This window comes from Rhodococcus sp. W8901 (genome assembly GCF_013348805.1).
Taxonomy (GTDB): Bacteria; Actinomycetota; Actinomycetes; order Mycobacteriales; family Mycobacteriaceae; genus Prescottella.
Map to the genome: position 1 here is coordinate 2789881 of NZ_CP054690.1, position 22333 is coordinate 2812213.

General features: G+C 66.3%; 24 protein-coding genes and 2 pseudogenes. 15 read left to right on the top strand and 11 right to left on the bottom strand.

Annotated elements, in window-relative coordinates:
• Positions 1 to 18: 18 nt before the first annotated feature.
• Entirely contained in the window at positions 19 to 510 is a 492-nt protein-coding gene (locus HUN07_RS13180; RefSeq protein ID WP_254622924.1) for a hypothetical protein, read from the bottom strand.
• 134 nt (positions 511 to 644) lie between these two features.
• A complete protein-coding gene (locus tag HUN07_RS13185) occupies positions 645 to 1058 on the bottom strand; it encodes a PPOX class F420-dependent oxidoreductase (protein ID WP_174910146.1) in 414 nt (137 codons plus the stop codon).
• Between the two features lie 44 nt (positions 1059 to 1102).
• Between HUN07_RS13185 and HUN07_RS13190 the strand changes: the two genes are divergently transcribed.
• Genes HUN07_RS13190 through HUN07_RS13205 form a run of 4 tightly spaced genes read left to right on the top strand, consistent with a single transcriptional unit; the run spans position 1103 to position 4603 of the window.
• The gene (locus tag HUN07_RS13190) at positions 1103 to 1858 is read left to right on the top strand and encodes an SDR family NAD(P)-dependent oxidoreductase (protein ID WP_174910148.1); all 756 of its coding nucleotides are present in this window, start codon (positions 1103 to 1105) and stop codon (positions 1856 to 1858) included.
• Positions 1855 to 3099 (top strand): precorrin-6y C5,15-methyltransferase (decarboxylating) subunit CbiE, encoded by a 1245-nt coding sequence (cbiE, locus tag HUN07_RS13195; RefSeq protein WP_174910150.1) that lies wholly within the window; start codon positions 1855 to 1857, stop codon positions 3097 to 3099. The genes HUN07_RS13190 and cbiE overlap by 4 nt, the downstream gene beginning before the upstream one ends.
• Positions 3096 to 3845 carry a precorrin-4 C(11)-methyltransferase gene (gene cobM, locus HUN07_RS13200; RefSeq protein ID WP_114723110.1) on the top strand — a complete coding sequence of 250 codons (750 nt, stop codon included), beginning with the start codon at positions 3096 to 3098 and terminating at the stop codon, positions 3843 to 3845. The genes cbiE and cobM overlap by 4 nt, the downstream gene beginning before the upstream one ends.
• Entirely contained in the window at positions 3845 to 4603 is a 759-nt protein-coding gene (locus HUN07_RS13205; RefSeq protein ID WP_174910152.1) for a cobalt-precorrin-6A reductase, read from the top strand. Before cobM ends, HUN07_RS13205 begins: the two co-directional genes overlap by 1 nt.
• Before the next feature lie 80 nt (positions 4604 to 4683).
• On the opposite strand, the gene HUN07_RS13210 is transcribed toward HUN07_RS13205, so the two are convergent.
• Positions 4684 to 5250, bottom strand: coding sequence for a DUF6630 family protein (locus HUN07_RS13210; protein WP_174910154.1), 567 nt, complete (start codon positions 5248 to 5250; stop codon positions 4684 to 4686).
• Positions 5251 to 5711: 461 nt separating this feature from the next.
• Here HUN07_RS13210 and HUN07_RS13215 point away from each other — a divergent pair, with 461 nt between their 5' ends.
• Genes HUN07_RS13215 through HUN07_RS13230 form a run of 4 tightly spaced genes read left to right on the top strand, consistent with a single transcriptional unit; the run spans position 5712 to position 8790 of the window.
• Positions 5712 to 7037 (top strand): flavin-containing monooxygenase, encoded by a 1326-nt coding sequence (locus HUN07_RS13215; RefSeq protein ID WP_254622925.1) that lies wholly within the window; start codon positions 5712 to 5714, stop codon positions 7035 to 7037.
• On the top strand, positions 7034 to 7840 hold the full coding sequence (locus HUN07_RS13220) for an SDR family NAD(P)-dependent oxidoreductase (RefSeq protein ID WP_174910158.1): 807 nt from the start codon (positions 7034 to 7036) through the stop codon (positions 7838 to 7840). Before HUN07_RS13215 ends, HUN07_RS13220 begins: the two co-directional genes overlap by 4 nt.
• Before the next feature lie 37 nt (positions 7841 to 7877).
• Positions 7878 to 8567, top strand: coding sequence for a rhomboid-like protein (locus HUN07_RS13225; protein WP_174910160.1), 690 nt, complete (start codon positions 7878 to 7880; stop codon positions 8565 to 8567).
• A 10-nt stretch (positions 8568 to 8577) separates the two neighbouring features.
• Positions 8578 to 8790: a DUF4287 domain-containing protein gene (locus tag HUN07_RS13230; RefSeq protein ID WP_174910161.1), complete on the top strand. Its 213-nt coding sequence runs from the start codon at positions 8578 to 8580 to the stop codon at positions 8788 to 8790.
• Positions 8791 to 8947: 157 nt separating this feature from the next.
• Here the strand turns inward: HUN07_RS13230 and HUN07_RS13235 are convergent, their stop codons facing one another.
• Together HUN07_RS13235 and HUN07_RS13240 are read right to left on the bottom strand one after the other, a co-directional pair.
• Complete coding sequence (locus tag HUN07_RS13235; RefSeq protein WP_174910163.1) at positions 8948 to 9553, bottom strand: hypothetical protein; 606 nt, start codon at positions 9551 to 9553, stop codon at positions 8948 to 8950.
• Positions 9554 to 9812: 259 nt separating this feature from the next.
• Positions 9813 to 10091 (bottom strand): hypothetical protein, encoded by a 279-nt coding sequence (locus HUN07_RS13240; RefSeq protein ID WP_174910165.1) that lies wholly within the window; start codon positions 10089 to 10091, stop codon positions 9813 to 9815.
• A gap of 610 nt (positions 10092 to 10701) precedes the next feature.
• Between HUN07_RS13240 and HUN07_RS13245 the strand changes: the two genes are divergently transcribed.
• From HUN07_RS13245 to HUN07_RS13255, 3 genes are all read left to right on the top strand, one after another.
• Positions 10702 to 10977: a hypothetical protein gene (locus HUN07_RS13245; protein ID WP_174910167.1), complete on the top strand. Its 276-nt coding sequence runs from the start codon at positions 10702 to 10704 to the stop codon at positions 10975 to 10977.
• A 110-nt stretch (positions 10978 to 11087) separates the two neighbouring features.
• Positions 11088 to 11309: a hypothetical protein gene (locus tag HUN07_RS13250; RefSeq protein ID WP_174910169.1), complete on the top strand. Its 222-nt coding sequence runs from the start codon at positions 11088 to 11090 to the stop codon at positions 11307 to 11309.
• A gap of 378 nt (positions 11310 to 11687) precedes the next feature.
• Complete coding sequence (locus HUN07_RS13255) at positions 11688 to 12065, top strand: hypothetical protein (RefSeq protein WP_217487200.1); 378 nt, start codon at positions 11688 to 11690, stop codon at positions 12063 to 12065.
• A gap of 207 nt (positions 12066 to 12272) precedes the next feature.
• Here HUN07_RS13255 and HUN07_RS13260 read toward each other — a convergent pair.
• Positions 12273 to 13458, bottom strand: a pseudogene (locus HUN07_RS13260) (IS3 family transposase).
• A 106-nt stretch (positions 13459 to 13564) separates the two neighbouring features.
• Between HUN07_RS13260 and HUN07_RS13265 the strand changes: the two are divergent.
• Both HUN07_RS13265 and HUN07_RS13270 read left to right on the top strand, forming a co-directional pair.
• The gene (locus HUN07_RS13265) at positions 13565 to 13714 is read left to right on the top strand and encodes a hypothetical protein (protein WP_174910172.1); all 150 of its coding nucleotides are present in this window, start codon (positions 13565 to 13567) and stop codon (positions 13712 to 13714) included.
• 623 nt (positions 13715 to 14337) lie between these two features.
• Positions 14338 to 14742: a hypothetical protein gene (locus HUN07_RS13270; RefSeq protein WP_174910174.1), complete on the top strand. Its 405-nt coding sequence runs from the start codon at positions 14338 to 14340 to the stop codon at positions 14740 to 14742.
• A 206-nt stretch (positions 14743 to 14948) separates the two neighbouring features.
• Here the strand turns inward: HUN07_RS13270 and HUN07_RS13275 are convergent, their stop codons facing one another.
• The 3 genes from HUN07_RS13275 to HUN07_RS13285 form a co-directional block, all read right to left on the bottom strand.
• Positions 14949 to 15374, bottom strand: coding sequence for a hypothetical protein (locus HUN07_RS13275; RefSeq protein ID WP_174910176.1), 426 nt, complete (start codon positions 15372 to 15374; stop codon positions 14949 to 14951).
• Between the two features lie 517 nt (positions 15375 to 15891).
• Positions 15892 to 16317, bottom strand: a complete 426-nt coding sequence (locus HUN07_RS13280) for a hypothetical protein (protein WP_174910178.1) — start codon at positions 16315 to 16317, stop codon at positions 15892 to 15894.
• A 149-nt stretch (positions 16318 to 16466) separates the two neighbouring features.
• Entirely contained in the window at positions 16467 to 16571 is a 105-nt protein-coding gene (locus HUN07_RS13285) for a WhiB family transcriptional regulator (RefSeq protein WP_174910180.1), read from the bottom strand.
• 1109 nt (positions 16572 to 17680) lie between these two features.
• Here HUN07_RS13285 and HUN07_RS13290 point away from each other — a divergent pair.
• Positions 17681 to 18574, top strand: a complete 894-nt coding sequence (locus HUN07_RS13290; protein ID WP_174910182.1) for a hypothetical protein — start codon at positions 17681 to 17683, stop codon at positions 18572 to 18574.
• A gap of 141 nt (positions 18575 to 18715) precedes the next feature.
• Positions 18716 to 20944, top strand: coding sequence for an MMPL family transporter (locus HUN07_RS13295; RefSeq protein ID WP_174910184.1), 2229 nt, complete (start codon positions 18716 to 18718; stop codon positions 20942 to 20944).
• A gap of 101 nt (positions 20945 to 21045) precedes the next feature.
• Here HUN07_RS13295 and HUN07_RS27435 read toward each other — a convergent pair.
• Positions 21046 to 21153 (bottom strand): annotated as a pseudogene (locus HUN07_RS27435) (ATP-dependent DNA ligase); the annotation flags it as partial.
• A 107-nt stretch (positions 21154 to 21260) separates the two neighbouring features.
• Positions 21261 to 22310: a hypothetical protein gene (locus HUN07_RS13300; protein WP_174914692.1), complete on the bottom strand. Its 1050-nt coding sequence runs from the start codon at positions 22308 to 22310 to the stop codon at positions 21261 to 21263.
• Between the last annotated feature and the right edge of the window lie 23 nt (positions 22311 to 22333).

Sequence of the window (22333 nt, forward strand, 5' to 3'; positions counted from 1 at the left end):
CGTGCCGGGCAGCCGACGTCAGACGATGAAGTTGCCGAATGTCGGGTTGGACTGACACAGCGGCAGACTGCCCAGGTCGATCGTGCCGAACACGGTGGCCCGGATATTGCCGGTACCGGTGTAGACCGTCTTCGAGTGGTACGGGTAGGTGCCCTCGAGCGCCGCGATGCCCGTCGCGCCGGTGTCCAGGTTGATCCAGGCGACGGTGACCTGTCCGGCGGCCGGGATCGGGGGTGCCGCCGGGAACGATTCGAACCGGATCTCACCCGGCCCGATCGGCGGCGTCTGCTCGGGCCCGGATTGCCCGGTGGCACCGGTCAACGACATCAGACTGCCCTGGTTGGCGCAGCCGATCGTCAGCGCCGGCGGGCCGAACGGGTGTGGCGGCAGTGCATGAGCCGCGGCAGGCGCGCACAGTCCGGCGACGGCGACACCCGCGAGGATCGACCCGCGGAAGGCCCATCGGTGATCGGAACGTCCATTCGTCGATACCGTCCGTCGAGTTGTCATGGGCATCCCCACTCGGGTTCGTTGGTGACAATGACGACCATCAGGGGCTCGCCATCGACGTCCTCACACGTTACCCCCGTGCCTCGCCTCGGAACACCCCGTGGACGCCGAATACTGTTGCAAATCAGACGATTTCACCTGTCGATGAGGATTGCCGAGCCCATCACTCGTTCGACGTGGATCTCGATGACCACTCGGGTGGGGTTCTCCCGCGGCTGCCGGTACCGGGCCGTGTAGCGCTCGACGCCCTCGGCGACGGACGCGGGATCCGACATCACCCGCGCGGAGCCCTCGAGCGTGAGCCACCGCCCGCCGTCGACCTGACTGACCGCGGCATAGCCCCCGCGGTCGGCGTTACGGGCCTTCTGTGACGAGTCGTTGGTGATGATCCGGGCAATCCGCTTGTCCGGGTCCCAGGTGAATCCCACGGCCACGACGTGCGGAGATCCGTCCTTGCGCAGGGTGGTCAGCGTCGCCAGATGCCGTTCGGTGAGGAACTCGCCGGCCTCGGCGGTGAGGTGCGTGGGATTCGACGGGGAGCGGGCCATGCCCCGACGGTACTCGAGCGCCGCGAATCCAGGACACTGGAGTCATGAGTGACACGGATTTCGCCCCCGGATCGGTGGTGCTGCTGGGCGGTCGCAGCGAGATCGGGCTGGAGGTCGCGCAGCGACTGGCGCCCGGGCGGGCCGTCGTCCTGGCCGCGCGCCACAGTGACGATCTGGAACAGCAACGCCGGACCCTGCTCGGTGCCGGTGCCACCGATGTCCACACCATCGAGTTCGACGCCGATCGCGTCGCGGATCACTCCGGTGTCCTGTCGGCGATCGCCGAACAGCACGGCCCCATCGGGGTCGCCGTGCTGGCGTTCGGTGTCCTGGGTGATCAGGCCCGCGCCGAGCAGGACGCCGGGCACGCGCTCGCCGTCGTCCACACCGACTACGTCGCCCAGATCAGTGTGCTCACGCATCTCGCGAACCTGATGCGGGCCCACGGCTCGGGACAGATCGTGGTGTTCTCGTCGGTCGCCGGCATGCGGGTCCGCCGCGCCAACTACGTCTACGGTTCGGCGAAGGCCGGCCTCGACGGATTCGCCTCGGGCCTGGGGGACGCGCTGCACGGCAGCGGCGTCCATCTGCTGCTTGTGCGGCCCGGATTCGTGATCGGGCGGATGACGGAGGGCATGAAGCCTGCTCCGTTCTCGAGCACCCCGCAGCAGGTGGCCGACGCGGTCGTCCACGGCCTGCGCAAGCGCACCGAACGGGTGTGGGTGCCGGCGCTGCTGCGTCCCGTGTTCTTCGGGATGCGACTGCTGCCGCAGTTCGTCTGGCGCCGGATGCCCCGATGACCGTTGCCGTATCGACCTCGCCGGTCCTGGTGGTCGGGATCGGGGCCGACGGGTGGGAAGGACTCTCACCGCGGGCACAGGCGGCGATCGGCGGTGCCGACGTGCTGATCGGCTCGCCCCGGCAACTCGACCTCGTTCCGTACTCCGCCGCGCTGCGTGTGTCGTGGCCGTCGCCGATGCTGCCGGCGTTACCCGGCCTGTTCGACGAGCACCGCGACCGCCGGGTGTGTGTGCTCGGCAGCGGGGATCCGATGTTCCACGGCATCGGTGTCACGCTGTGCCGGGTGCTGGGTCCCGAGCGGATCCGCGTGATCGCGCACCCGTCGTCGGTGTCGTTGGCGTGTGCGCGACTGGGGTGGGCGGTGCACGAGACACCCACCGTCAGCCTGGTGAATCGTCCGGTGGGCACGCTGTCGCCGGAACTGCAGACCGGCGCGCGCCTGCTGGTGCTCAGCAACGACCAACACACCCCGGCGGCTGTCGCGAAACTGCTGTGCGAGAGCGGTTTCGGTGACTCCCGACTGACCGTGCTGGAACAGCTGGGCGGGCCCGCCGAAGCAGTGGCGGACGGTACCGCCTCCGAGTGGAACCGGCCGGCGGGCGATCCGCTCAACGTGATCGCGCTCGAGGTCCGCGGCGCGGGTGCGATGCGCCTGACGCGGAACGCGGGTCTACCGGACGCCGCCTACCGCGGGGACGGTCAGATGACGAAGCACGAGGTGCGGGCGCTCACGCTCGCTGCGCTGGCTCCCGCGCCCGGTGAACTGCTGTGGGACGTCGGCGGCGGTTCGGGGACGATCGGCATCGAGTGGATGCGCAGCGACCCCCGGTGCCGCGCGGTCGCGTTCGAGCGTGAGGACTCGCGCGTCGGACAGATCGGCGACAACGCCGTGGCCCTGGGCGTTCCTGCGCTCCGGATCCGCGGTGCGGCCCCGGCGTCGTTCGGCGAGGAGACGGCCGCGCCCGACGCCGTCTTCGTCGGCGGCGGCGTCACGCAGGACGGAATGCTCGACGCGTGCTGGGCGCGATTGCGCCCGGGTGGCCGGATGGTGGTCAACGCCGTCACCGCCGAGTCGGAGTCGCTGATTCTGCAGTGGCATTCGCGCAACGGCGGAGAGCTCCGCAAATTCCAGGTCTATCGAGGTGAGCCGCTGGGCGGCTTCACGGCGTGGCGACCGCAGTTGCCGGTGGCCCAATGGTCGGCAACGAAGCCGGACAGCACCGAAAGGGAAACGACATGACAGTCCACTTCATCGGAGCAGGCCCGGGCGCTGCCGACCTCATCACGCTCCGCGCGTCGCGCATGATCTCGCAGAGCCCGGTGTGCCTGTACGCGGGCAGCCTGGTGCCCGCCGAACTCCTCACTCTGTGCCCCGACGACGCCGAGGTTATCGACACCGCGCGCATGAGTCTGGACGAGATCGTCGAGCAGCTCATCGCCGCCGACGCGGCCGGGCTCGATGTGGCCCGCCTGCATTCGGGGGATCCGTCGATCTACTCGGCCGTCGCCGAGCAGGTTCGACGCCTCGAGGCATCGGGCGTCGCGTACGACATCGTGCCCGGGGTGCCGGCCTTCACGGCCGCGGCCGCCGCGCTGGGACGGGAGCTCACGGTGCCCGGGGTATCGCAGTCGATCGTGCTGACCCGGGTGTCGACGCTGTCGACGGCGATGCCGCCGGGCGAGGATCTGCGCTCGCTCGGGCGCAGCGGCGCCACGATGGTGGTGCACCTGGGCGCGCACCGGATCGAGCAGATCGTCGAGGAACTGTCCGAGAACTACGGGTCCGACTGCCCGGCGGCGGTCGTCGCGTTCGCGAGCCGGCCGGACGAGATCGTGCTGCGCGGCACCCTCGCGACCCTCGCCGATCAGGTGCACGCCGCGGGAATCACGAAGACGGCAGTGGTGATCGTGGGCCGAGTGTTGGCGGCGGAGGGCTTCCCCGACAGCTACCTGTACTCGGCGTCCCGGTCACGCACCACTCACTGATGCGCAGGGTCCTCGTCCTCGGCGGCACCCGGGACGCACGCGACCTCGCGGCCCGTCTGGATGCCGATCCGGCGGTGTCGGTGACGTCGTCGCTCGCCGGGCGGGTCCGCGACCCCGTGCTGCCGGTGGGGGACGTTCGGATCGGCGGATTCGGTGGCGTCGACGGGCTCGCGGAGTGGCTGCAGGTCAACGACATCGATGCCGTCGTCGACGCGACCCACCCGTTCGCGGCGCGGATCACCGCCAACGCTGCCGACTCGACGGCGCGGGTGGACGTGCCACTGCTGGTGCTGCGCCGACGCGAATGGGAGCCGGGTCCGGCGGATCGCTGGCACACCGTTCCCGACCTCGCCGCGGCCGCGGGGGCGGTGCCCGCACTGGGGGAGCGGGTCTTCCTGACGATCGGCCGGCAGGGCGTCGACGCGTTCGCCGACGGTTCCGGCTGGTTCCTCGTCCGCGCGATCGATCCCCCCGACGTCTCGATGCCCGCGCGGTCGGAGCTTCTGCTGGATCGGGGGCCCTTCTCCGTCGACGACGAGGTCTCGCTGATGCGCCGGCATCGGATCGACGTGGTGGTGACGAAGAACAGCGGGGGAGCGCTCACGTCGGCGAAGCTCGAGGCCGCCCGCCGACTCGACATCCCGGTCGTGATGGTGTCCCGGACACCGATCCCGGTGGGGGTGGCGTCGACGTCCGACCTCGAGGTCGCCGTCCGATGGCTCACGCAACCGCACGGACAGCGTCCGCGCATCGTCTAGCCGGCCGTCAGGCACGCCGACCGTGGTTGCGCGGCCGGGGTGTCCCTGCTCGATTCGCGAGTTGGCTACGTTCCCTGAGGTCAGACGGGTTCCATGGCCATGGGCACGATCGGGGTACCGGCAGGGTCGAACAGGTTCCGACCGCACGAGTTGCACTCGCCTTCATCAGGCTTCGGTTCCGTCCTGGACAGCTGCCACACGTTCATGCCACCGCACGGGCAGTCGATGATGTAGAGCAACTCGGTAGAAGGCCGGTCCAGGCCCCATGCCTGACTCGACGCCGTCGTGCGACGCATGACGCCGACACGGTACGTGTCGTCGCCGGACCGTAGTTCGCCCAGCGCCAACCCCGCGGGGGCCAGGGCATCGTCCACAGCGCGCAGGATCGCCGGCACGTGCGCGCCACGTTCGAGGTCGGCGCCGGCCGCTTCCATGGCAGCGGACTCGACGGCAGCGACAACGGCGCGGCCCTCCCCGAAGGCCTCCACTCGACGTGCTACGAACTGCGATATCTGTCCGGTCCGCTCCTCACCAGACCAGTCGACCGGCAGGAGCACCTCCGCCTGGATCAAGTAAGCCACCGCATCGTCCACATCGAGCGGGAACCCCCGCTCAGCCGCCGCAAGAAAGAACGCCAGATCGATCATGCCGCCAGCTTATGCACCCGCCCGACACCTACTCGAGCCGATGCACCGGAACACATCTCGTCGATCTGGATCGGGACAACTGACGTCGGGGCTCGATGCTCGTCACGAAGGGGGAGTGCCCGCTGTTCCCTCGGTCGATCCGGCGGGGGAGTGAGCGCTTCCGGTTCGTGCTCGTCGGGAGCGAGGACGTACGTTCCTGCCGAAGGCGAGTAGCCCCGCATCCGTCGCGTGGCCGCACCCGACCGCGGAGGAGTGCCTTTCGTCAACCACGAAGCGGGCGTTCGGCACTCGTCGCTACGGTGCGAAAATACGTATCGGACGGAACAACCGGGATTCCGGAATTCACCCGCGTCGGCCCCAGCCGCGAGACTCCACACCGGACTCGCCTCGGCTACCACTCGATTCAGCTCCACGAGGGCAGGGGGCGGGGTTGAATGTGCGGCGAGGGAAGGGGCATTCGAATGGATCGGGTGTGCATCGTCGGCGCGGGGCCGGCCGGACTGTCGGCGGCCAGGGCGTTTCGTCGGCTCGGTATCGAGTACGACCAGTTCGAACGGCACAGCGACGTGGGCGGGATCTGGGATCTCGACAACCCCGGGACACCGATGTACGAGTCGGCGCATTTCATCTCGTCCCGCACGATGTCGGGGTTTCACGACTTCCCGATGCCCGACTCGTTCCCGGACTACCCGGGGAACCGGGCGATCCTCGACTACACGCGCAGTTTCGCGCGGGCGTTCGGCCTGTACGAGTCGATCGGCTTCGGCACCGCCGTCGAGGACGTCACCCCGGACGGCGACGGCTGGGCGGTCCGACTGTCGACCGGTGAACGGCGCCGCTACCGCGCCGTGGTGTGCGCGACCGGTGTGACCTGGCAGCCTCGAATCCCGGCTCACCCCGGCACTTTCGACGGCGAGATCCGGCACGCGGTGACCTACCGGGGGATCGACGAGTTCCGCGGCAAGCGGGTACTTATCGTGGGTCTGGGCAACTCGGGTGCCGACATCGCCTGTGACGCGGCGGCGTCCGCGTCGGAGACGTTCGTCAGTGTCCGCCGCGGGTATCACGTGATCCCGAAACACATCTTCGGAACCCCGACCGACGTGTTCGCCGAGAAGGGGCCGCGGCTGCCGATCGCACTCGAGCGCCCGCTGCTCACCGGGGTGCTGCGCCTGATCCAGGGTGATCTGACCCGGTTGGGACTGCCGCGGCCCGACCACAAGCTCCTCGAATCGCACCCGCTGCTCAACAGCCAACTGGTGCACCACCTTCAGCACGGTGACGTCGCGATCGTCCCCGACGTCGCGCGGTTCGCCGGGCCCCGGGTGGAGTTCACCGACGGATCCAGTCGGGAGGTCGACCTGGTGCTGTACGCCACCGGCTACGACTGGACGATCCCGCACGTCCGGGAATCGTGCTTCGACTGGCATGCGGGGCGACCACGGCTCTATCTCACGGCGTTCAATCCGAAGCACCGGAATCTGTTCGGCGCCGGCTACCTGGAGACCAACTCGAGCGCATACACCCTGTTCGACCAGGTGACGAACATCCTGGCCCAGTACCTGCACGACCAGGAGCACAATCCGTCGCGTGCGGCCGTGTTCGATCGCAGGATGGCGACGGACCGGCCCGACCTGAGCGGCGGAATCTCGTTCATCGGCACCGACCGCCACAGCGCGTACGTCGATTCGCACGCCTTCCGGGACTACCTGGCCCGCGTGCGCGGCGAGTTCGGCTGGACCGATCTGACGCCCGGCATGTTCGACCGTGTCCGGGTGGCGGCATGACCCGCGCCGTGGTCACCGGGGCGGCCGGTGCGATCGGGGCGTCGATCTGCCGCGGACTGGCGGCTCGGGGATACGACGTCGTCGCGGTGGACGTCGACGCTCGAGGATTGACGGCGATATCCGACGGCGTAGCCGGGCAGATCACGCCACACCCCTGCGATCTGACCGTCTCGTCGGACGTGCAGGCGCTGGTGGAGTCCGCGGCGGGGGAGTGCGATCTGCTCGTCCACGTGGCGGGCGTCGTCGTCACCACGCCGTTCGAGCACGTCACTGCCGAGGAAGTGGACCGCGAGCTCGGCGTCAACCTGCTGGCACCGGTGCAGCTGACACGCGCGCTGTACCCGACATTGCAGGCATCACGCGGGCACGTCGTGGCGATCGTGTCCATCGGCGGGATGCTGCCGCTCGCCGAGAGCCCGGGGTACAGCGCATCGAAGTTCGGGCTGCGCGGCTTCCTGTTGGCGCTGGCCGCGCGGACGCGTGAGACCGGTGTCCGCGTCAGCATCGTCAACCCCGGCTCGGTCGACACCCCGATGCTGCGTCACGAGGCGGCCACCGGCGGGTCGGCACTCAACTTTCTGGGGACACCACTGCCGCCGCAACGCATCGCCGATCGCGTGCTCGCATTGGTGGACCGTCCGCGCGTCGAGACCAATCTGCCGCGATCCGACGGTTGGATGGTGAAGACCGGCATGCTGGCCCCGGGTCCGATGCTGCGCGTGCTGCCCTGGATCGCCCGGCTCGCGAGCGGCAACCTGCGGCGCTACCGGGAGCGCCACGGAATCGGGGCGATTGTCGACTGAGCCGATGTCCGGGCCGGATCGGGTCCATACTGGTCCCGTGGATGCCGTGCAGCGGTTCCGGTGGTCGCAGCTTCCGGCTGCGGCGTGGGCGTACGTGCGCCGCGCGCCCGGTACGTTCATATGGCTCGCGATTCTGTTGGTGACCACGATCGTGATGCATCAGCTTTCGCCCGAGGCATTGCATCATGTTCTCGGCAGCCGCTCGACCAATCTGCATCATCTTCGTGAGGACCCGTTCCACGTTCTCATCTCCAGTGCATTCTGGCTCGCCGGCGGTGGATGGTTCGGGTATTTCGTGCTCTTCAATCTCTTTCACGTTCCCGTCGAACGGTGGCTGGGAACGTGGCGGTGGCTGACGGTCGCGGTGGTCGCTCATGTCGGCGCGACGTATCTCAGCGAGGGCGTCCTCTATCTGGCGATTCGGCACGGCGAGGCGCCGGAGTCGGCGGTGAACACCCTCGATGTGGGCGTCAGCTATGCGTTGGCCGGCGTCACGGCGGTGCTCGCCTACCGGATCGCGCCGCCGTGGCGGTATCTCTATGTGGTCGGTGTGCTGCTGGTCTACGGGCTGCCGTTGCTCGGCACACTGACGTTCACCGACATCGGACACTTCACCGCGGTCCTCATCGGTTTCGCGTGCTACCCGCTCACCCGGGCTCGGCCGGAAACCTGGGATCCGGAGGAGTGGGCGAGTTCGATCCGTGCACGTGTCGTAGCTCACCGGTAGCGTGCCGCCCATGACCGAACCGGTGAAGGGTCCCGCGTCCTACTTTCCGTCGATCGAGAAGAAGTACGGGAAGCCGATCAGCGAGTGGAAGGACCTCATTCGCGGCTCCGACCTGACCAAGCACATGGAACTGGTCAACTGGCTCAAGTCCGAACACGGGCTGGGCCACGGTCACGCCAATGCGCTTGTCGCACACACGCTGCAGGAGGGCGCCGGCAGCTGATGACTAGGCGCGCTGCGCGACGCAGTTGCCCGCGTAGTGAGCGGCCGGCTCGCCGTCGAGATCGCCCGCACCACCGAGGCCGTCTGACCAGGGAAGACGACACGTCCCCTTGCTCACCGATGCGGAAGCAGAACGGGCGAAACGGCGTCAGGCCGAGTCAGGCGAGCAGTGGAGCCATACGGGGGTCGGTGACCCAGCGATCGCCGAGGATGCCGTGGCCGCACCAGAGCGCGAGAGCGGGCGCGGCAGGCCCGACCAGCCTCAGCGGTGCAGCGTTCTCGAAGGCGAGAGTCAGTGACCAACCGTGCAGGTCGGGGTGGAACTCGCTGACCGAGTTGAAGTAGAAGCTGAGCCAGCCCTTCGCCGCGGTGTGGCACCACACGCGGTGGTTGGTGATGAGGAACCGACTCTGCTGGTGCTCCCGCCACATGAGCGTGCTGTTGCGTTGGGCGGCATGCTTGGCCCGGCTATTGGCGATCATGCTGCCCGCGATACTGCCGACGACGAAAGCCGGGCTACCGATCGCGAACGACGAGGTCCGGCGGTAGGTGCCGTCACCGGCCCAAAACCGCGAATACTCGGCAGTCCCTTCGACAATGGCCTGTTCTCCGCGGCCCATCACGAGGCCGTGAACAGCCAACGCCGGTGGCGGTGATCCGGCCCGGACCTGTCGCCCGCACTCGACGGCGTATGTCCACCACTGATTGCCCTGCTCTGCGTGTGCGGCCTTCTGCTGCGCGAGCCCCCGCGCCTTACTCCCCATGCGGCCGAAGCTAGCAAAGACGACCGACCCGCGAACGGCCAGATCGCTCACGACCCCACCGCGCCGTAGCGTTTGGCGTTGCCCCGAGCTTGCCGCCCGATCACCTCAGATGGTCGATCCCAACTGGCGGCCACTACCGAACCTACCCACGATCACCGAGCCTGCAACCCGCGCAAACTGGGCTCTGAACTGCACGTGTTCTGGTTTCTGGCGGGATTGCCCAGGTCCCTGGGGAGTGATGGGACCTGCCGCCGCGGCCCTACTGCACGATGAACCGGTGCCCGCCGAGCCGGCGCCAGATCGACCGTACGGTGGTCGGCCAGAGCACTCCCACGACGGCATAGACGAGAACCACTAGCCCGCCCGCGAGAAGGCCCATCGAGATCGTCGCCGCGATCGCAATGGCACAGAACGTGATCAGGATCGTCTCGCTCCTCGCACGGGTGCGGAACCAGTCTTTCACTGCCGACTCGCTGGTGAAGTTCGATAGGCCGGCGATGCGATGCGATGCGATGAGGATGGTGGTCGAAACGAACATGGTGTCCTCCTGTGGTTGTAGTCGCGACGATGATCGGACACGGGCTCTCCACCCTCCGGATCTCGCGGGCCTCGGACACGCGAGGGGCGTGTTATCAATGCTGGTCAACACGTGTTTCTCGCGGCACGAGGATGGGGAAACGTGCCGGGTGGGCGTGTGACGTCGGCCGGCACGGTAGGAAGAAGGCATGGCGACGAGATACGAGTGCGACGGGTGCGGGGTGGCGGCGTGCGACCTACCGGACGGCGTGGACCCGGACGAGGTGTTCCTGGAGGTGCCGGAGGGCCGGGTGCTGTGTCAGGGCTGCGTGATGGCCGTCGAGCAGGGCTCGGGGACCGGGAGCGCGCCGGTGCGGGGCGATCTGCCGCCGTATCACGATTGGGAGGGTGACCCGCTCGTTGTCGGGGAGCGCCCGAAGACGGCCGCGGACTATTGGCGCGACGCGCAGGCCGGAGCGCCGGCCGAGCGGGACTCGGCGCCGGCGGGGGGGAATCCTCGGGTTCTCGTCCGAGCCTTTCGTCCAAGAGTATCGACCCGAGCAGTGGAAGCTCAGGGGACATGTCATCACCGCAGGTAAACGCCGAAATTAGGCGCTAGAGGGGAGGTCTCGATGGGTGGCGATCAGCCAGTGAGCCCGCAGGAGTCCTGGTACTGGCACCACATCCGCATGTCGATCGCCGACCTGATGGTCGACCGCGACCAGACCGTCGACCCATCTGATGCCTACACCTGGATCGAGGACAAGTCGATTCGCCAAGCACTCGATACGCTCCGCCGAGGCAACAGCGGAGAGTGGCCGGCCCCAGTAGACGTCGCCAAAGCGGCGATTGCCGTCGAGTACCCACCCCCGACGCCGTACGAGTGGGTCATCGCGGCCAACGCATAGCGGTGAGTGGGCTACGCGCTGATGGCCGCATCGAGTGAGTGATGATCGGTCATCCCACCGCGATAGCCTGTGCGGCGGGAAATCACGACAACTTCGAGATAGGGGCTTCGATGGCTGGTCCGTTCGGGCACAGGGTGAGCAGTGATGGACAGTTCCTCGACCTCGAGGAGTTCGTCAAGACGATCGACAATCCCGGCGATGTCTACGGGATGGTGGAAGAGATGTCGGGGATGATCTGGCATCTGGCCAACCGGGTCGCTCAGGTGACCGGTGAAGATTTCGCCGCGATCGTCGAGGGCGCGCGGAAGCAGTTCGAGGACGGCTTCGAGTGAGCCCCGGTCGTTGGGGTCGCTTCGACACGGAGGTCGACGACTGACGTCACTACGCGCGCCTGGCGCCGCAAGTGATGGCCAGGGCACTGCACCGGTACTGGGTGCGGGGCCTTTTGCAAAACACCGCTTGACACTGACCGAGGGCCGGGGCGCGGTCTTCTGTTGTGAGTAGCCGCGCGCCGTGACCCCTCTGTCTCCACAGCCCCTGCATCCTTTCCGGTGTGGGGGCTATCTTGTGCCGTGACCTGGACGGATGGCCCGTCCCGTGCGGGTTCAGGGGCCGCCGGGGGTGGGCGGGGAATCCCGGCTACGATATGAAAATCGATAGGAAACTTACCGGCCGGTAATGTGGCTGGTGTATCTGGAGGGGAATTCTTGATGTCTCGTATTCGCATGATCGCTGCTGCTCTGATTCCTGCTGCTGCGGCGGCAGGGCTGATGGTCGGTGCGGCCGGCACCGCGTCGGCCGCTTACCTGCGCTCGGGGGAGGGCTATCAGGGGATCTCGTTCGACCCGAACGAGACTCGGATTCTGCGTGATTTGGGCGCGGGCAACGCGATCGACGCTGTCGTGCCCCGGGGCCAGGTCGCCATCTACCTCGGTGACGGGTCGATCTACGACACGCATCCGACGTTGGTGTTCGCCAGTACTCAGCAGTTGATCGACGAGGCTGTCGCTCGTGGGGGATACATCCAGTTCGACGTGAACGATCCCGCGATCTGGGGCGACCGCTTCGACTTCTACCAGGAGTGGTGATCTGCTGATCTGAGCTGTTCGCTGCCCCTGCACCCAGTCTGGGTGTGGGGGCAGTTTTGGTGGGAAAGGCGGGTGAGTTGTGGGGGTAGTGATGGCCGTCGCAGTGATTGCTGCGTTCGTCGTGGACAGAATCATCCGGGACTGCTGCACGATCAGGTGACAGATTGACCTGCCCTACTACTTGGTTTCCAGTCTCGGTGATGAGTCTCAGGCGGGGATGGGGTTCTTCTCGGAGAGTAGTTCGTGTTCGATCGGGGTGCGGTAATCGAGTGGGGAATGCCGTCGTTGACGGGTGTAGAGGATCTCGATGTAGTCGAAGATCGCGTTCGCGAGCTCGAGGCGGGTCTTCCACTTCTTGCGGTTGAGCAACTCGATCTGCATCGACGACCAGAACGATTCCATCATCGCGTTGTCCAGGCCGTCGCCGACATTTCCGAAGGACGGCATGAGGCCGGCAGAGCGGATGTTGTCGCCGAAAGCCCATGAGGTGAACTGGACTGAAGTGATCGGCATGCACGATGCCGCCAGGCTCCGGACGTCTGTTCCGGATGGCCATGTCGAGCGCGTTGATGACGAGTGTGGAGTCCTGCCGCGAATCGATTGACCAACCGATGATCCGCCTGCTGAAGGCATCCATCACCGCGGCGCAGAACACCTTCCCCTCCCGTGTTGGGTGCTCGGTGGGGGTACCTCCCTGCACGAAGTGCTTGGGGGAATATCGGTGACCCACAACTCATTTGGATGCAGACGGTGAAACTTGCGGTTGACCAGGTCGCCGGCAGTGACGACCCGCGTAGTCGTTTGACGCGCACCGGCCCTGGAAGTCCGTAGATTCCGGCGTGGGTCATCAGCACCGAGATCAGCCGTGAGCTGCACGCGATGCCCATCGCCATGGTCAGCTCGGCGTGAATGCGCCGGTAGCCGTAAGTGCCGCGGGAGGCGACGTGGATCTCCCGGATCAACCCGGTCAGCCACTGGCGACGCAGCTGCGTCGCCGACGTCGGTCGTCGCTTGTATCGGTAGTAGCCCTGCCGGGACACCCCGAGCACTCTGCAATACACGTCGATGGGGGTCCCGGCGTCGGCCAATCGGTCGATCACCGGGTGGATCCTTTTGGGTGAGGTTTGTCCTCGCCCAGGAACTTCGACGCCTGCCGGATGATCGTTAACTCGGTTTCGAGCTCCCGGATTCGCTTGCGCGCAGCCCGCAACTCTGCAGATTCCGCAGTGGTGTTGCCAGGGATCTCACCGCGATCGATGCGGTCCTGCTTGAGCCACGTGTGCAGACATCCGGCGCTGATGCCCAGTTCGTAGGCGGTTTGCTTGACCTGTTTGCCGGATCGGACCAACGCGATGGCACGGGCACGAAACTCGGGAGGATAGGGGCGAGGCACGGTCGGAGCCTTTCAGCAAGGCCCTCGACTAATCACCGGATTTGGAAACCTACCCGTAGGGCAGGTCAAGATGTCACCTATCCGTGCAGCAGTCCCAACTGACTCCATGTCGCCGGGGCTGGATCTTGCGCGTGTGGATCTGGGGGACGCGCTCGCAGCCCTGTCCGACGCGGGGTTCACCGGTGTCGAGCGGGAAGGGATCACGGTCCGCCCCGTCGAGCATGCTGCGGCGGCGCTGTTGTTCCACCCGATCTGACGCAGGAGGGACCGGCCCGTCGATAGCGGGCCGGTCCCGTTTGTCAGTGTCGTTGATCGTGTTCGTGCGGTGCATATCGGCCCCTGCGCCTGTTTCGGGCATGGGGGCCTTTCAACGTCCTGACCAGGTAATATGACACGTCCCACCGAGTGTCTGTAGGGGGCAGTCGTGATTGGACTACTACCGGATCTGTACTACGTGAATCCGCTGGAATCGGGTGTGTGGCCGGGGATTCTCGAGTGGAATCTCTTCGTCAACTGGTGGAACCCGCTCTGAGGAGTGATGGTGCGGGTCGGCGGCTGCTTCGTATTGGAGGTGTCGGTGCGATGGACTTTCCGCCGATCTGGTGGCTCTTGCCCTACGGGTTCATCCCTGACGACGTGTGGGTCGGGATCCTGTACAACGCCCCGTGCTGGTTGGGTGGGTACTGCCCGTAAATGAGCTAGCGTCGCTCGTTTCTTCGGTGGCACCTGAGGCGACAGCGAGGGGCCGGGGTTGCTGCAGACGCGGGAGGTGTTGCCTTGTGTATCCACGTGACTGGCTAGGTCAGGGTTGGATGTGGACCTTTCCTGGAGGTCGTCGTGATCGACTTCGTTCGCCGATCGGTTGTGTGTGCTGCGATTGTGGCGGGTTCGGTCCTGGTGCCGGCGGCTGTCGCTTCCGCTGCGGTCACTGTTCCGTTCCAGATCAACCCGGCGCCGTTCGGGAACCCGAACGGCAGCTTCGACGCTCCCCGGGTCCGCTGTGAGGCCGTGGTCGGGGAGCAGCCTGGGACGGTGACGATCACCGGCCCGACGGAAGGCGGTCGCGAGGTGACCGGCGAGCCTGGAGCTGGTCACTGCCAAATCCTGGGCGACGTGCACTGGCTGAACCTGTCGAGCGGAGCTGCCGGCTCCGCCCGGATGTCGGTCGCCCAGTACGGCTACCCGGCGGCAATCCTGCCGACCGGAACCGGGCAGGTCGTCGTCACCGTCATACCCGAACCTGGCACGACCACACCGGGATTCGCAACAGTCTACGTTCCGTAGGCGACGGCCCCGCGGTTCGGGAGGGCGCGCGGGTCTCTCGCTCACCAGGCCCCGAGTGAGCTCAGTTCTCGATCCCGACAGGCAATGGTCGAGGCCTTCTGAAATGGATCAGTGGGTGCCGGCGTCGGCGGTGCGGCCGTGCCGGTGAGGCCCCGCTCAACGCCTCGAGCAGCTCCAGCCGGTCCGAGGGGCGGCAGGCGAGTCGGTCAGGGGACCGTCCAGACACCGGCGCCGGGCGTGATGACGAATATCCGAGAGTTGATCCCGTCGACCCCACCGGGCGCCGTGGCCACGGCGACGACCGTCCCGGAACCTGTCTCGACCGATGTGCCGCCGGGGTGGTCGAGGTATGCGACACCCGCTGCACCGGTGGAGATGTTCCGCCAGTGGACGTGGACACCGGCGTACGGCAGCCCCAGGCGGGTCACTCCTGGAGTGTCTGGGTCGGTGGTGGCGGTCGGGTAGGAGTAGCCCGAGCTCGGGAGTCCGGTCGTGCTGACGCTGATCCCGGCGATGGGAATGGGGAAGACGGTGTCGGTCGGTGCGGCGTCGGCCGGCTGTGCCCCGAGGACCAGTGCTAGGCCGGTGCCGACGACGATGGATGCTCGGCGCAGACGGTGGCGTTGTCTCATCGACGGACCTCCCTACCTGGTGGCCCGCTCCTGGTCACGAACACCGGCGCTGGCCGAAGGATGCTGTCAGCCTACGTCCACGACTGGTGACCCCGACCGTGAATCACCTGTTCGGGGCCATCCGGGATCGACGAGTGTAGCTGCAATAGCTCCGCCACTTTCGTCCGTCAGAACCGCGCCACTTATCGCTGAAAGTCACAACCGGTTTCAGTCGTCCGTGGGTCGGCGAAACGCGACCAACGCTGGCGAATGACCGAGTCGTCCCCTCCGGCATGTTGGTCCGGCATAGGTCGTTGCATAGGAAGGGCGGGTCGACTTGGCCTGTCAGCGGCTCGCGCTACGGTCGGTTCGGCGGCGAGGAGTGGGCCGCTACTCAACACGACATGGCTCGGGGCTCGACCGAACCCCGGCCCGAATCCGGAGGCACGGTCTTCGGATTTGGAGTAGCGCCCGCTCATCGGCCGCGGACCTCACACCCGCGATCACGCGACTGACACCGACGCATGTCGGCCCTGTGTCACCGAGCGAAGAAGCGTTGCAGCAGTTGACCGAGAGAACCTTCATTGAGGCGGGGGAGGATGTCCATCCACACGCGCACTGGTGACCGCCCAATCATGGGTACGTCGACGAACACGAGGTCGCGCTGCGGCGAGGACCAGTGCTTATCGAGTGTGGCGCACCCGGGCGGCGTTTCGTAGCCGCTCACGCAGTACACCGTTTCCCCGGGGCGGATCGGAGTCAGTACACGGGTTCCGCGGACTTCGGGGTTCCAGAAGCCGGGGTCCTGCGGGACGAGCACGTCGTTGACGGCCGCGAGGCCGCCGCGAGGAATCGACGGGCTGGCGGGCTCGGCGCCGGCGGGTGACGAGCCGAGCACAATCGCGGCGCAGGCCATCGCGAGAACGACACCGGTACGCCGTCCGGAGAGAGTCGGCAGGGCCATGTCGGGACTCCTTGATCAGGTGAATGTGTTCTTGCGTAACCGTTATGTCCATATCGAGAGTTCTCATCGAGTGTTACTGCACACCGAAAAGGCCGGGCTTGCTGATGGAAGCCCGGCCTCGGTGTTTATGCGGCCGTGGAGTTGTCTCTTCACAGCCGTGCGCGTTCGGTCGGTGTCGTTCCGCCCCAGATGCCGAACCGCTCGGGCCCGTGGAGTGCGTGTGATCGGCACGGTGTGAGTACCGGGCAGGTCATGCAGATGCTGACCCCTGCACCGACTTCTTCCTCTCCGTGGCCTCTGGGAAGAACAGGTCCGGATTCGTCCTGCACAGTCCGCGATCGCGCCAGTTCGGTCCTGCGTTGGCCCCCACTGTCACTACTGCCCTTTCGTTCATGCGCTCCCCCTCCGAAGCTGCTCGTCAGTACGTCAACAGCGCCACGAGCTGCCAGATCGTTCGTGCCGTGCCGACTGCGTCCTGATGGTCGCGCCGGGCCGATCGGCGACGATGGTCCAGCCCGCGCCGGACTGCCTCATCACCCGGATGTATTCGCCCAGTTGGGTGTTGACGACCGTAGACAGTAGGTCCTGGCCACCGCCGAAGCACCACCGCAGATCCCCGTCGTCGATCGCCTCGGTCGCATCGAGGCTATCGACGTCCGCGTCGTATGCGGGCCGCCGGGACGGCGCGATCGATGGCCACAGCGCCGAGGGTACGGGGGACCACCGTCAGTGCTGGCCCGGAAGGTCGACCTCGTCGGGGATTTTGTCGCCGCACAGGCCCTTCCAGCTGGGGTGCCTCAGGCTGCCCCCGGTGTAAACCGGTGGACGGTTGATATTCGATTCTCGCGCTGTTCCTTGGATACTGGTGAATATTTGGCTGGGCCGCTGTCCAAACCTGGACGATGCGCAGGTATTTGAGCATCCCGCGACGTAGTCCGCTTCGGGCACTCAATCCGTCCCATGCCGGCCTCGCGCTCGGTAGAGGTGGGTGCTGCTGGCGCTTTGAGTAGTTCGGCCCGTCGGTGACAGTGAAGTCGGCGCCCGGAGAGGACGCAGCGACAAGTTCGATACGGGCCCACTTCGATTGCTCACGGCGTTGACCACGTCGGTGCCCACAACGCCGAAATGCGGCAGCGGTGCAGTGCGCTGCACTTGAACCCAATCGCCAGGGATTGATTCTGCATACCGCCTGACCGGTTAGTTTCTCGATTCGTGATACAGGGCGTCCGGCTTGTCGGTAGCGTCCGCGTTCAGGCGCTTGCTCGGTCGTGTGGCGGCGCGTCGTGGAGCTTTCCTGGCGCGATCGGATCCACCGGAACGGGCGCAGGGGACTGTCCAGTCGAGATCGATCAGGGGTCGAGAAATGAACGTCAGCAAAGTCCGGGCGAGGGTGATTCCGACGGGGGCCTTGGCCGCGGCAATCTCGGTGATCGGCGGCGGTATCGCCTTCGCGCAGGACGGAGGCTCATCGGGAAGCGATGGGTCGTCACGCTCACTCGGCAGCCTCGGCACCGGATCCCTCGGTAGCACCGATACTGGGTCACTGGGCTCCTCCGGCGCCCAGGAAGGCACTCCCCTCACCTTCGACGGCTGGGGCACCTGCCCCGTTGAGGACCCAGCAGTTAGTACCTGCGCCACGGTGGTGGTCCGGGGCGGCGACATGAGGATCGGCGGGTTGAAGGTACCTATCCCTGACGGAGGCCTGAAGATCGCTGGCGGCGTCAAGTACGGAACGCCTGACCCCGACGGTAACTTTGAGGAGATCTTCGTTCCTCAGATGGGTACCAGTGGGGTCTTCTCCAACCCGATCTCCATTCCCGGGGGCGCGCTCGGCATCGACACCCCGCTCAATCTCACCCAGATCGCGGCCACGGTCGAGCCGGTTGGTATCCCGTCTGTCGACGTGCTCGACCTCAAGGTGTCGATGCCCGTCCGCCTGAAGCTCGAGAACCCGCTTCTCGGTGGCAGTTGCTACCTCGGCTCGGAATCTAATCCCGTAATACTGAATCTGGCTACGACCGGCAACCCTCCATCGCGGCCGATCGGTGGCGCATACCAGGGGGCTGTGTTCCCGAACGTGTCGCACACCGACGACACCTTTGCCGTTCCCGCCGCCAGCGGGTGCGGACCGCTCGGGGCGCTGAACTGGGCGGTGAACCTGCGCGCCGGCACTCCCTCTGTAGCCGGCAGCAACGAACTCGCCACGACCAGCGACGTTTACACCGTCCCCGCCCGGAGAGTCCGTCCCCCGGCCTGAGTAACGCTCGTGCAGGCGAAGCTGCCCGCGTCCTGGTTTCCGAATCATCTGATACCAGGACGTTTCTCGCGGCAAGGGGTTCAGCATCTCACCGCTATCTGATCTCGTCCCCCGATGGGCGAGGCTCCCGGGAGGTAAGACGTGGCGAATGGCACTAAGCAAGGAGCCGTCGACGGCGTCTTCGGGTGGTGGGGACAGACCGTTACTCGACTGCGCTGGTGGGTGATTGTTGTCTGGGTAATCGTCGCAGCGTGTGGCGGCATCGCTTACGTCGGCATGTCGGGTGACCTGAGCGGACCCGACTACGGGGTTCCAGGGTCGGATTCCGCTACTGTCCGGCAGAGCCTTATCGAGAGCTTTCCTGCGCTGGGTACAGAGCAGGATGTCATCGTCTTTCATTCCGAGTCCTCGATCACCGACGACGGCGTCTTCCGAGATGCCGTGGGCGCGACCCTCGCAGAAGTTCTTGGCCACCAAGGTGTCTCGGGAGTCCTCGGGCCGTTCGATCTCGGTGCACAGAAGCAGGTCTCGGCAGATAAGCGGTCGGCGTTCGCTGCGTTGAGCTTGGACGGGTCGCCCAGGGAGAACGCGGCCACCGCCCGCGACATCCAAGCAATCGTGGACCGCTCGGCGCCGCCAGAGGTGTCGGTCGCTGTCACCGGATCATCCCCGTTGACAAATGATCTCGTCAAAGTTGAGAAGGCCGACGCTTTGCGGGCTGAATCGCTCGGTGTTCCTGTTGCGCTGGTAGTGCTGGTACTGGCATTAGGCGCCCTGTGCGCCGGCCTTGTCCCGCTGGCTGTCGCGGGGGTCGGCTTGCTGGCCGCATTCGGCCTCATCGCGGCCACCAGCGGCGGATCATCGGTCGACGCCCTCCTTCTCGCAGTCGTGACGATGATCGGGACCGGCATCGGTATCGACTACTCGCTGTTCATCGTCAGCAGGTTCCGCGAAGAACTCGCCGGAAACGACGTGAGCGACCGGAAGGACCTCGAAGGGATCGCAGCGTCGATGTCCACGACTCTGCGGACGACCGGACGCACGATCGCGGCGTCCGGTCTGATCGTCGTCATCGCGATGAGTTCATTGTTGCTGGTCAATTCGCCAGTGTTCCGCCAGATGGCGTTGGGAGTGAGCGCGGCCGTGATCGCGGTGCTGATCACGGCGTTGACTCTGCTGCCGGCGCTGCTGGCGGCACTGGGACCGGCACTGGATCGGGGGCACCTTCCTCGGCTGCTTCGGGGATTCGAGATGTCCTCGGAGAGCGCGGGTTCGACGTGGTGGTCTCGGTGGGTGCGGGTCGTGATGCGCAGGCCAGTCCTGTTCGGTACTGGTGGTGTGCTCGTTCTGGTGCTGCTTGCGTGGCCTGTCACATCGATGCAGTACGGCATCAACATGGGGACCGGTGCGCTCGGGGCGGCCCCCTCCGGGCAGGCCGCCGAAATCTTGCAGCGGGACTTTTCCCCGGGACTCGTCGCGCCGATTCTGGTTGTCGACACCGATGCCGGTCAATCGGCCTCGTCGGAAGTTGCCCAGCTGATGAAGGACGATCCACGGATCCTCGAGGTACTTCCTTCCCAGCGGTCGGGTGGACGTGAGCTGACCATTACGATCCCCGCGGTGCCTGTTGACTCGACCGACGCGTTCGATCTCGTCCGTGATCTCCGGGATGCGACTGGGCAGTTCGTCACGCCTGCGGGTGACCCTCGGGTGGTCATCGGAGGCACCACCGCCGAGTTCGTCGACCTCTCAGACGAAGCAACCGGAAAGTTCCCGATGGTGGTGGGGCTGGTGCTTCTACTCTCGGTTGTCTTTCTCGGTGTGGTGCTGCGAAGCATCGTGATCCCGCTGAAAGCGGTTGCGATGAACCTGCTGGCCACCGGAGCAGCAATCGGCGTCACCGTCGCCGTCTTCCAATGGGGCTGGGGATCAGATGTACTCGGCTTCGCCGAGGTCGGATTCCTCCAGGTGTACCTACCGATCACCGTGTTCGTCATCCTGTTCGGCCTGTCGATGGACTACGAGGTGTTCCTGATCGGCCGGATGAAGGAGGCCTGGGACTCGAGTGGCGAAATCGAGCCACCCTCGCTCCGGAACACAGAGGCCGTCGCCGACGGAGTGCAGCACACCGCACGCCCTATCACTGCTGCGGCCGCAATCATGGTCGTTGTCTTCGGCAGCTTCGTCACAGCACACGTTCTGGAACTCCAGCAGTTCGGTGTTGCACTAGCCGTCGCTATCGCACTCGACGCGATCGTGGTCAGGATGATCCTCGTACCGGCTTTCATGAAACTCCTCGGACGCTGGAACTGGTGGCCAGACGGAACGAAAGCCGAATCAGCACACGACGTTGAAGGAGCACCGGTCTGACACAGCACGGGGTCAGCCGGAAGGCTGAGCCAATCCGCTAGGGGCCCCACTTCACGGTCCGGAGCTGCCGCTCGGCTTCCGACTCCGGCTCGTAACGGGGGCGGAGTAGCGAGCGGGCTCGTTGCCCTCTCGAGGGACGCGAGCTGGTCGCGCAACGATCGCCGGAGCGTAGTACTGAAACCGGTACCCACGCGACCGATGCAGACCAGCCGGCCCGGCCTCTGTCACATCCGTGATGTCGATAGGTCGAGGTATGAGCCGACTGCACTGGCCAGCATGGCACCGGCCTTTCCGGCGCTCGCGATCAGGGCTGTCGCTACTGCGGTTCTTCGGCCCAGAGCGGATGCCTCCCGCTGGTGTCGCACACCCAGGTACGGGAATCGCCGTTGATGTCGAGGGTGTCGGTGAGCCAGTACGTTTCGTCGGGCGCCCATCCCGCGATGACACTCGCTGTGTCGTCATTGACATCGATCGCGGTCCCAGTTGCGGCCAGGTACCCCGTCACGGTGAGATGCACGCCCTCGTACTCGTCGGCGACCCGTGTCCAGTCAGGGATGACCCATCGCCCCGATCGTCCGGTGGTCAGGTACCAGTCGTTTCGCTTCTGCGCGGTGACCTCGATGGGGAACCGTCTGCACAGCTCTGCCCATGCCTGCGCGCGGTCTATCTCGTACACACGAGAGTTGACTGGGGCGCTGACTCGTCGCGTGACTGCCCGCTTCCATCCCATGCTGTCCTCGACGAACCACAAGCCGGCAGGCGTCCCATCGAAGAGCAGTCGTGTCGAGGACCGGGTCGGAGGTGTCGACCACCACCCATCGGACAAGCTCGTGCTCGGATCACGTGCGGCCCGCTCTTCGTTCTCGCGGGTGCGCTCACGCCAAATGCGAAGACGTTCAGCCTCGGTCGACTCGGGACGGGCGAGATAGTCCGGACGGCCGTCGTCCCAGGACCACACCGACCACTGATCAGTCGCGACGAGCGCGGTGGTCCACCAATCTGAGTGGGGTGATCGTGCCATGTACTCGGCGACCCGTCCGAGCTCGCGACGCACGGGCTCGGTAGCGGCGAGGGCGTCCTCGCCCTCCGGTTCCTGCCAGTACCATGCCGCGTCGACAGCCTCGGCGAGAGCCGAACGAAGCATGGACGGTGTCACGTCGGGAAGCGGCACCTCGGACAGGCGGCAGGCCACCTCATCAGGCGTGAATACGGTTCGCCACACGTCCTCTGCGCCAGGCCCGTACACCGCATCTTCTCGGCCGGACTCGAGATGATGTGACGCCAGCACGACCGCGTAACGCAGGGAGTCGCTGTCCTGCTCGAGACCACGGACTCGTTCGGCCTCCAACGCGAACTTGAGCAGCATTCGACGCCCACGCGGGCCCGCCA

Excerpts from the sequence above, each read along its gene's own strand:
- HUN07_RS13180 (WP_254622924.1), bottom strand. The coding sequence starts at position 510 with ATGACAACTCGACGGACGGTATCGACGAATGGACGTTCCGATCACCGA.
- HUN07_RS13185 (WP_174910146.1), bottom strand. The coding sequence starts at position 1,058 with ATGGCCCGCTCCCCGTCGAATCCCACGCACCTCACCGCCGAGGCCGGC.
- HUN07_RS13190 (WP_174910148.1), top strand. The coding sequence starts at position 1,103 with ATGAGTGACACGGATTTCGCCCCCGGATCGGTGGTGCTGCTGGGCGGT.
- cbiE (WP_174910150.1), top strand. The coding sequence starts at position 1,855 with ATGACCGTTGCCGTATCGACCTCGCCGGTCCTGGTGGTCGGGATCGGG.
- cobM (WP_114723110.1), top strand. The coding sequence starts at position 3,096 with ATGACAGTCCACTTCATCGGAGCAGGCCCGGGCGCTGCCGACCTCATC.
- HUN07_RS13205 (WP_174910152.1), top strand. The coding sequence starts at position 3,845 with ATGCGCAGGGTCCTCGTCCTCGGCGGCACCCGGGACGCACGCGACCTC.
- HUN07_RS13210 (WP_174910154.1), bottom strand. The coding sequence starts at position 5,250 with ATGATCGATCTGGCGTTCTTTCTTGCGGCGGCTGAGCGGGGGTTCCCG.
- HUN07_RS13215 (WP_254622925.1), top strand. The coding sequence starts at position 5,712 with ATGGATCGGGTGTGCATCGTCGGCGCGGGGCCGGCCGGACTGTCGGCG.
- HUN07_RS13220 (WP_174910158.1), top strand. The coding sequence starts at position 7,034 with ATGACCCGCGCCGTGGTCACCGGGGCGGCCGGTGCGATCGGGGCGTCG.
- HUN07_RS13230 (WP_174910161.1), top strand. The coding sequence starts at position 8,578 with ATGACCGAACCGGTGAAGGGTCCCGCGTCCTACTTTCCGTCGATCGAG.
- HUN07_RS13235 (WP_174910163.1), bottom strand. The coding sequence starts at position 9,553 with ATGGGGAGTAAGGCGCGGGGGCTCGCGCAGCAGAAGGCCGCACACGCA.
- HUN07_RS13240 (WP_174910165.1), bottom strand. The coding sequence starts at position 10,091 with ATGTTCGTTTCGACCACCATCCTCATCGCATCGCATCGCATCGCCGGC.
- HUN07_RS13245 (WP_174910167.1), top strand. The coding sequence starts at position 10,702 with ATGGGTGGCGATCAGCCAGTGAGCCCGCAGGAGTCCTGGTACTGGCAC.
- HUN07_RS13250 (WP_174910169.1), top strand. The coding sequence starts at position 11,088 with ATGGCTGGTCCGTTCGGGCACAGGGTGAGCAGTGATGGACAGTTCCTC.
- HUN07_RS13255 (WP_217487200.1), top strand. The coding sequence starts at position 11,688 with ATGTCTCGTATTCGCATGATCGCTGCTGCTCTGATTCCTGCTGCTGCG.
- HUN07_RS13265 (WP_174910172.1), top strand. The coding sequence starts at position 13,565 with ATGTCGCCGGGGCTGGATCTTGCGCGTGTGGATCTGGGGGACGCGCTC.
- HUN07_RS13275 (WP_174910176.1), bottom strand. The coding sequence starts at position 15,374 with ATGAGACAACGCCACCGTCTGCGCCGAGCATCCATCGTCGTCGGCACC.
- HUN07_RS13280 (WP_174910178.1), bottom strand. The coding sequence starts at position 16,317 with ATGGCCCTGCCGACTCTCTCCGGACGGCGTACCGGTGTCGTTCTCGCG.
- HUN07_RS13285 (WP_174910180.1), bottom strand. The coding sequence starts at position 16,571 with ATGACCTGCCCGGTACTCACACCGTGCCGATCACACGCACTCCACGGG.
- HUN07_RS13290 (WP_174910182.1), top strand. The coding sequence starts at position 17,681 with ATGAACGTCAGCAAAGTCCGGGCGAGGGTGATTCCGACGGGGGCCTTG.
- HUN07_RS13300 (WP_174914692.1), bottom strand. The coding sequence starts at position 22,310 with ATGCTGCTCAAGTTCGCGTTGGAGGCCGAACGAGTCCGTGGTCTCGAG.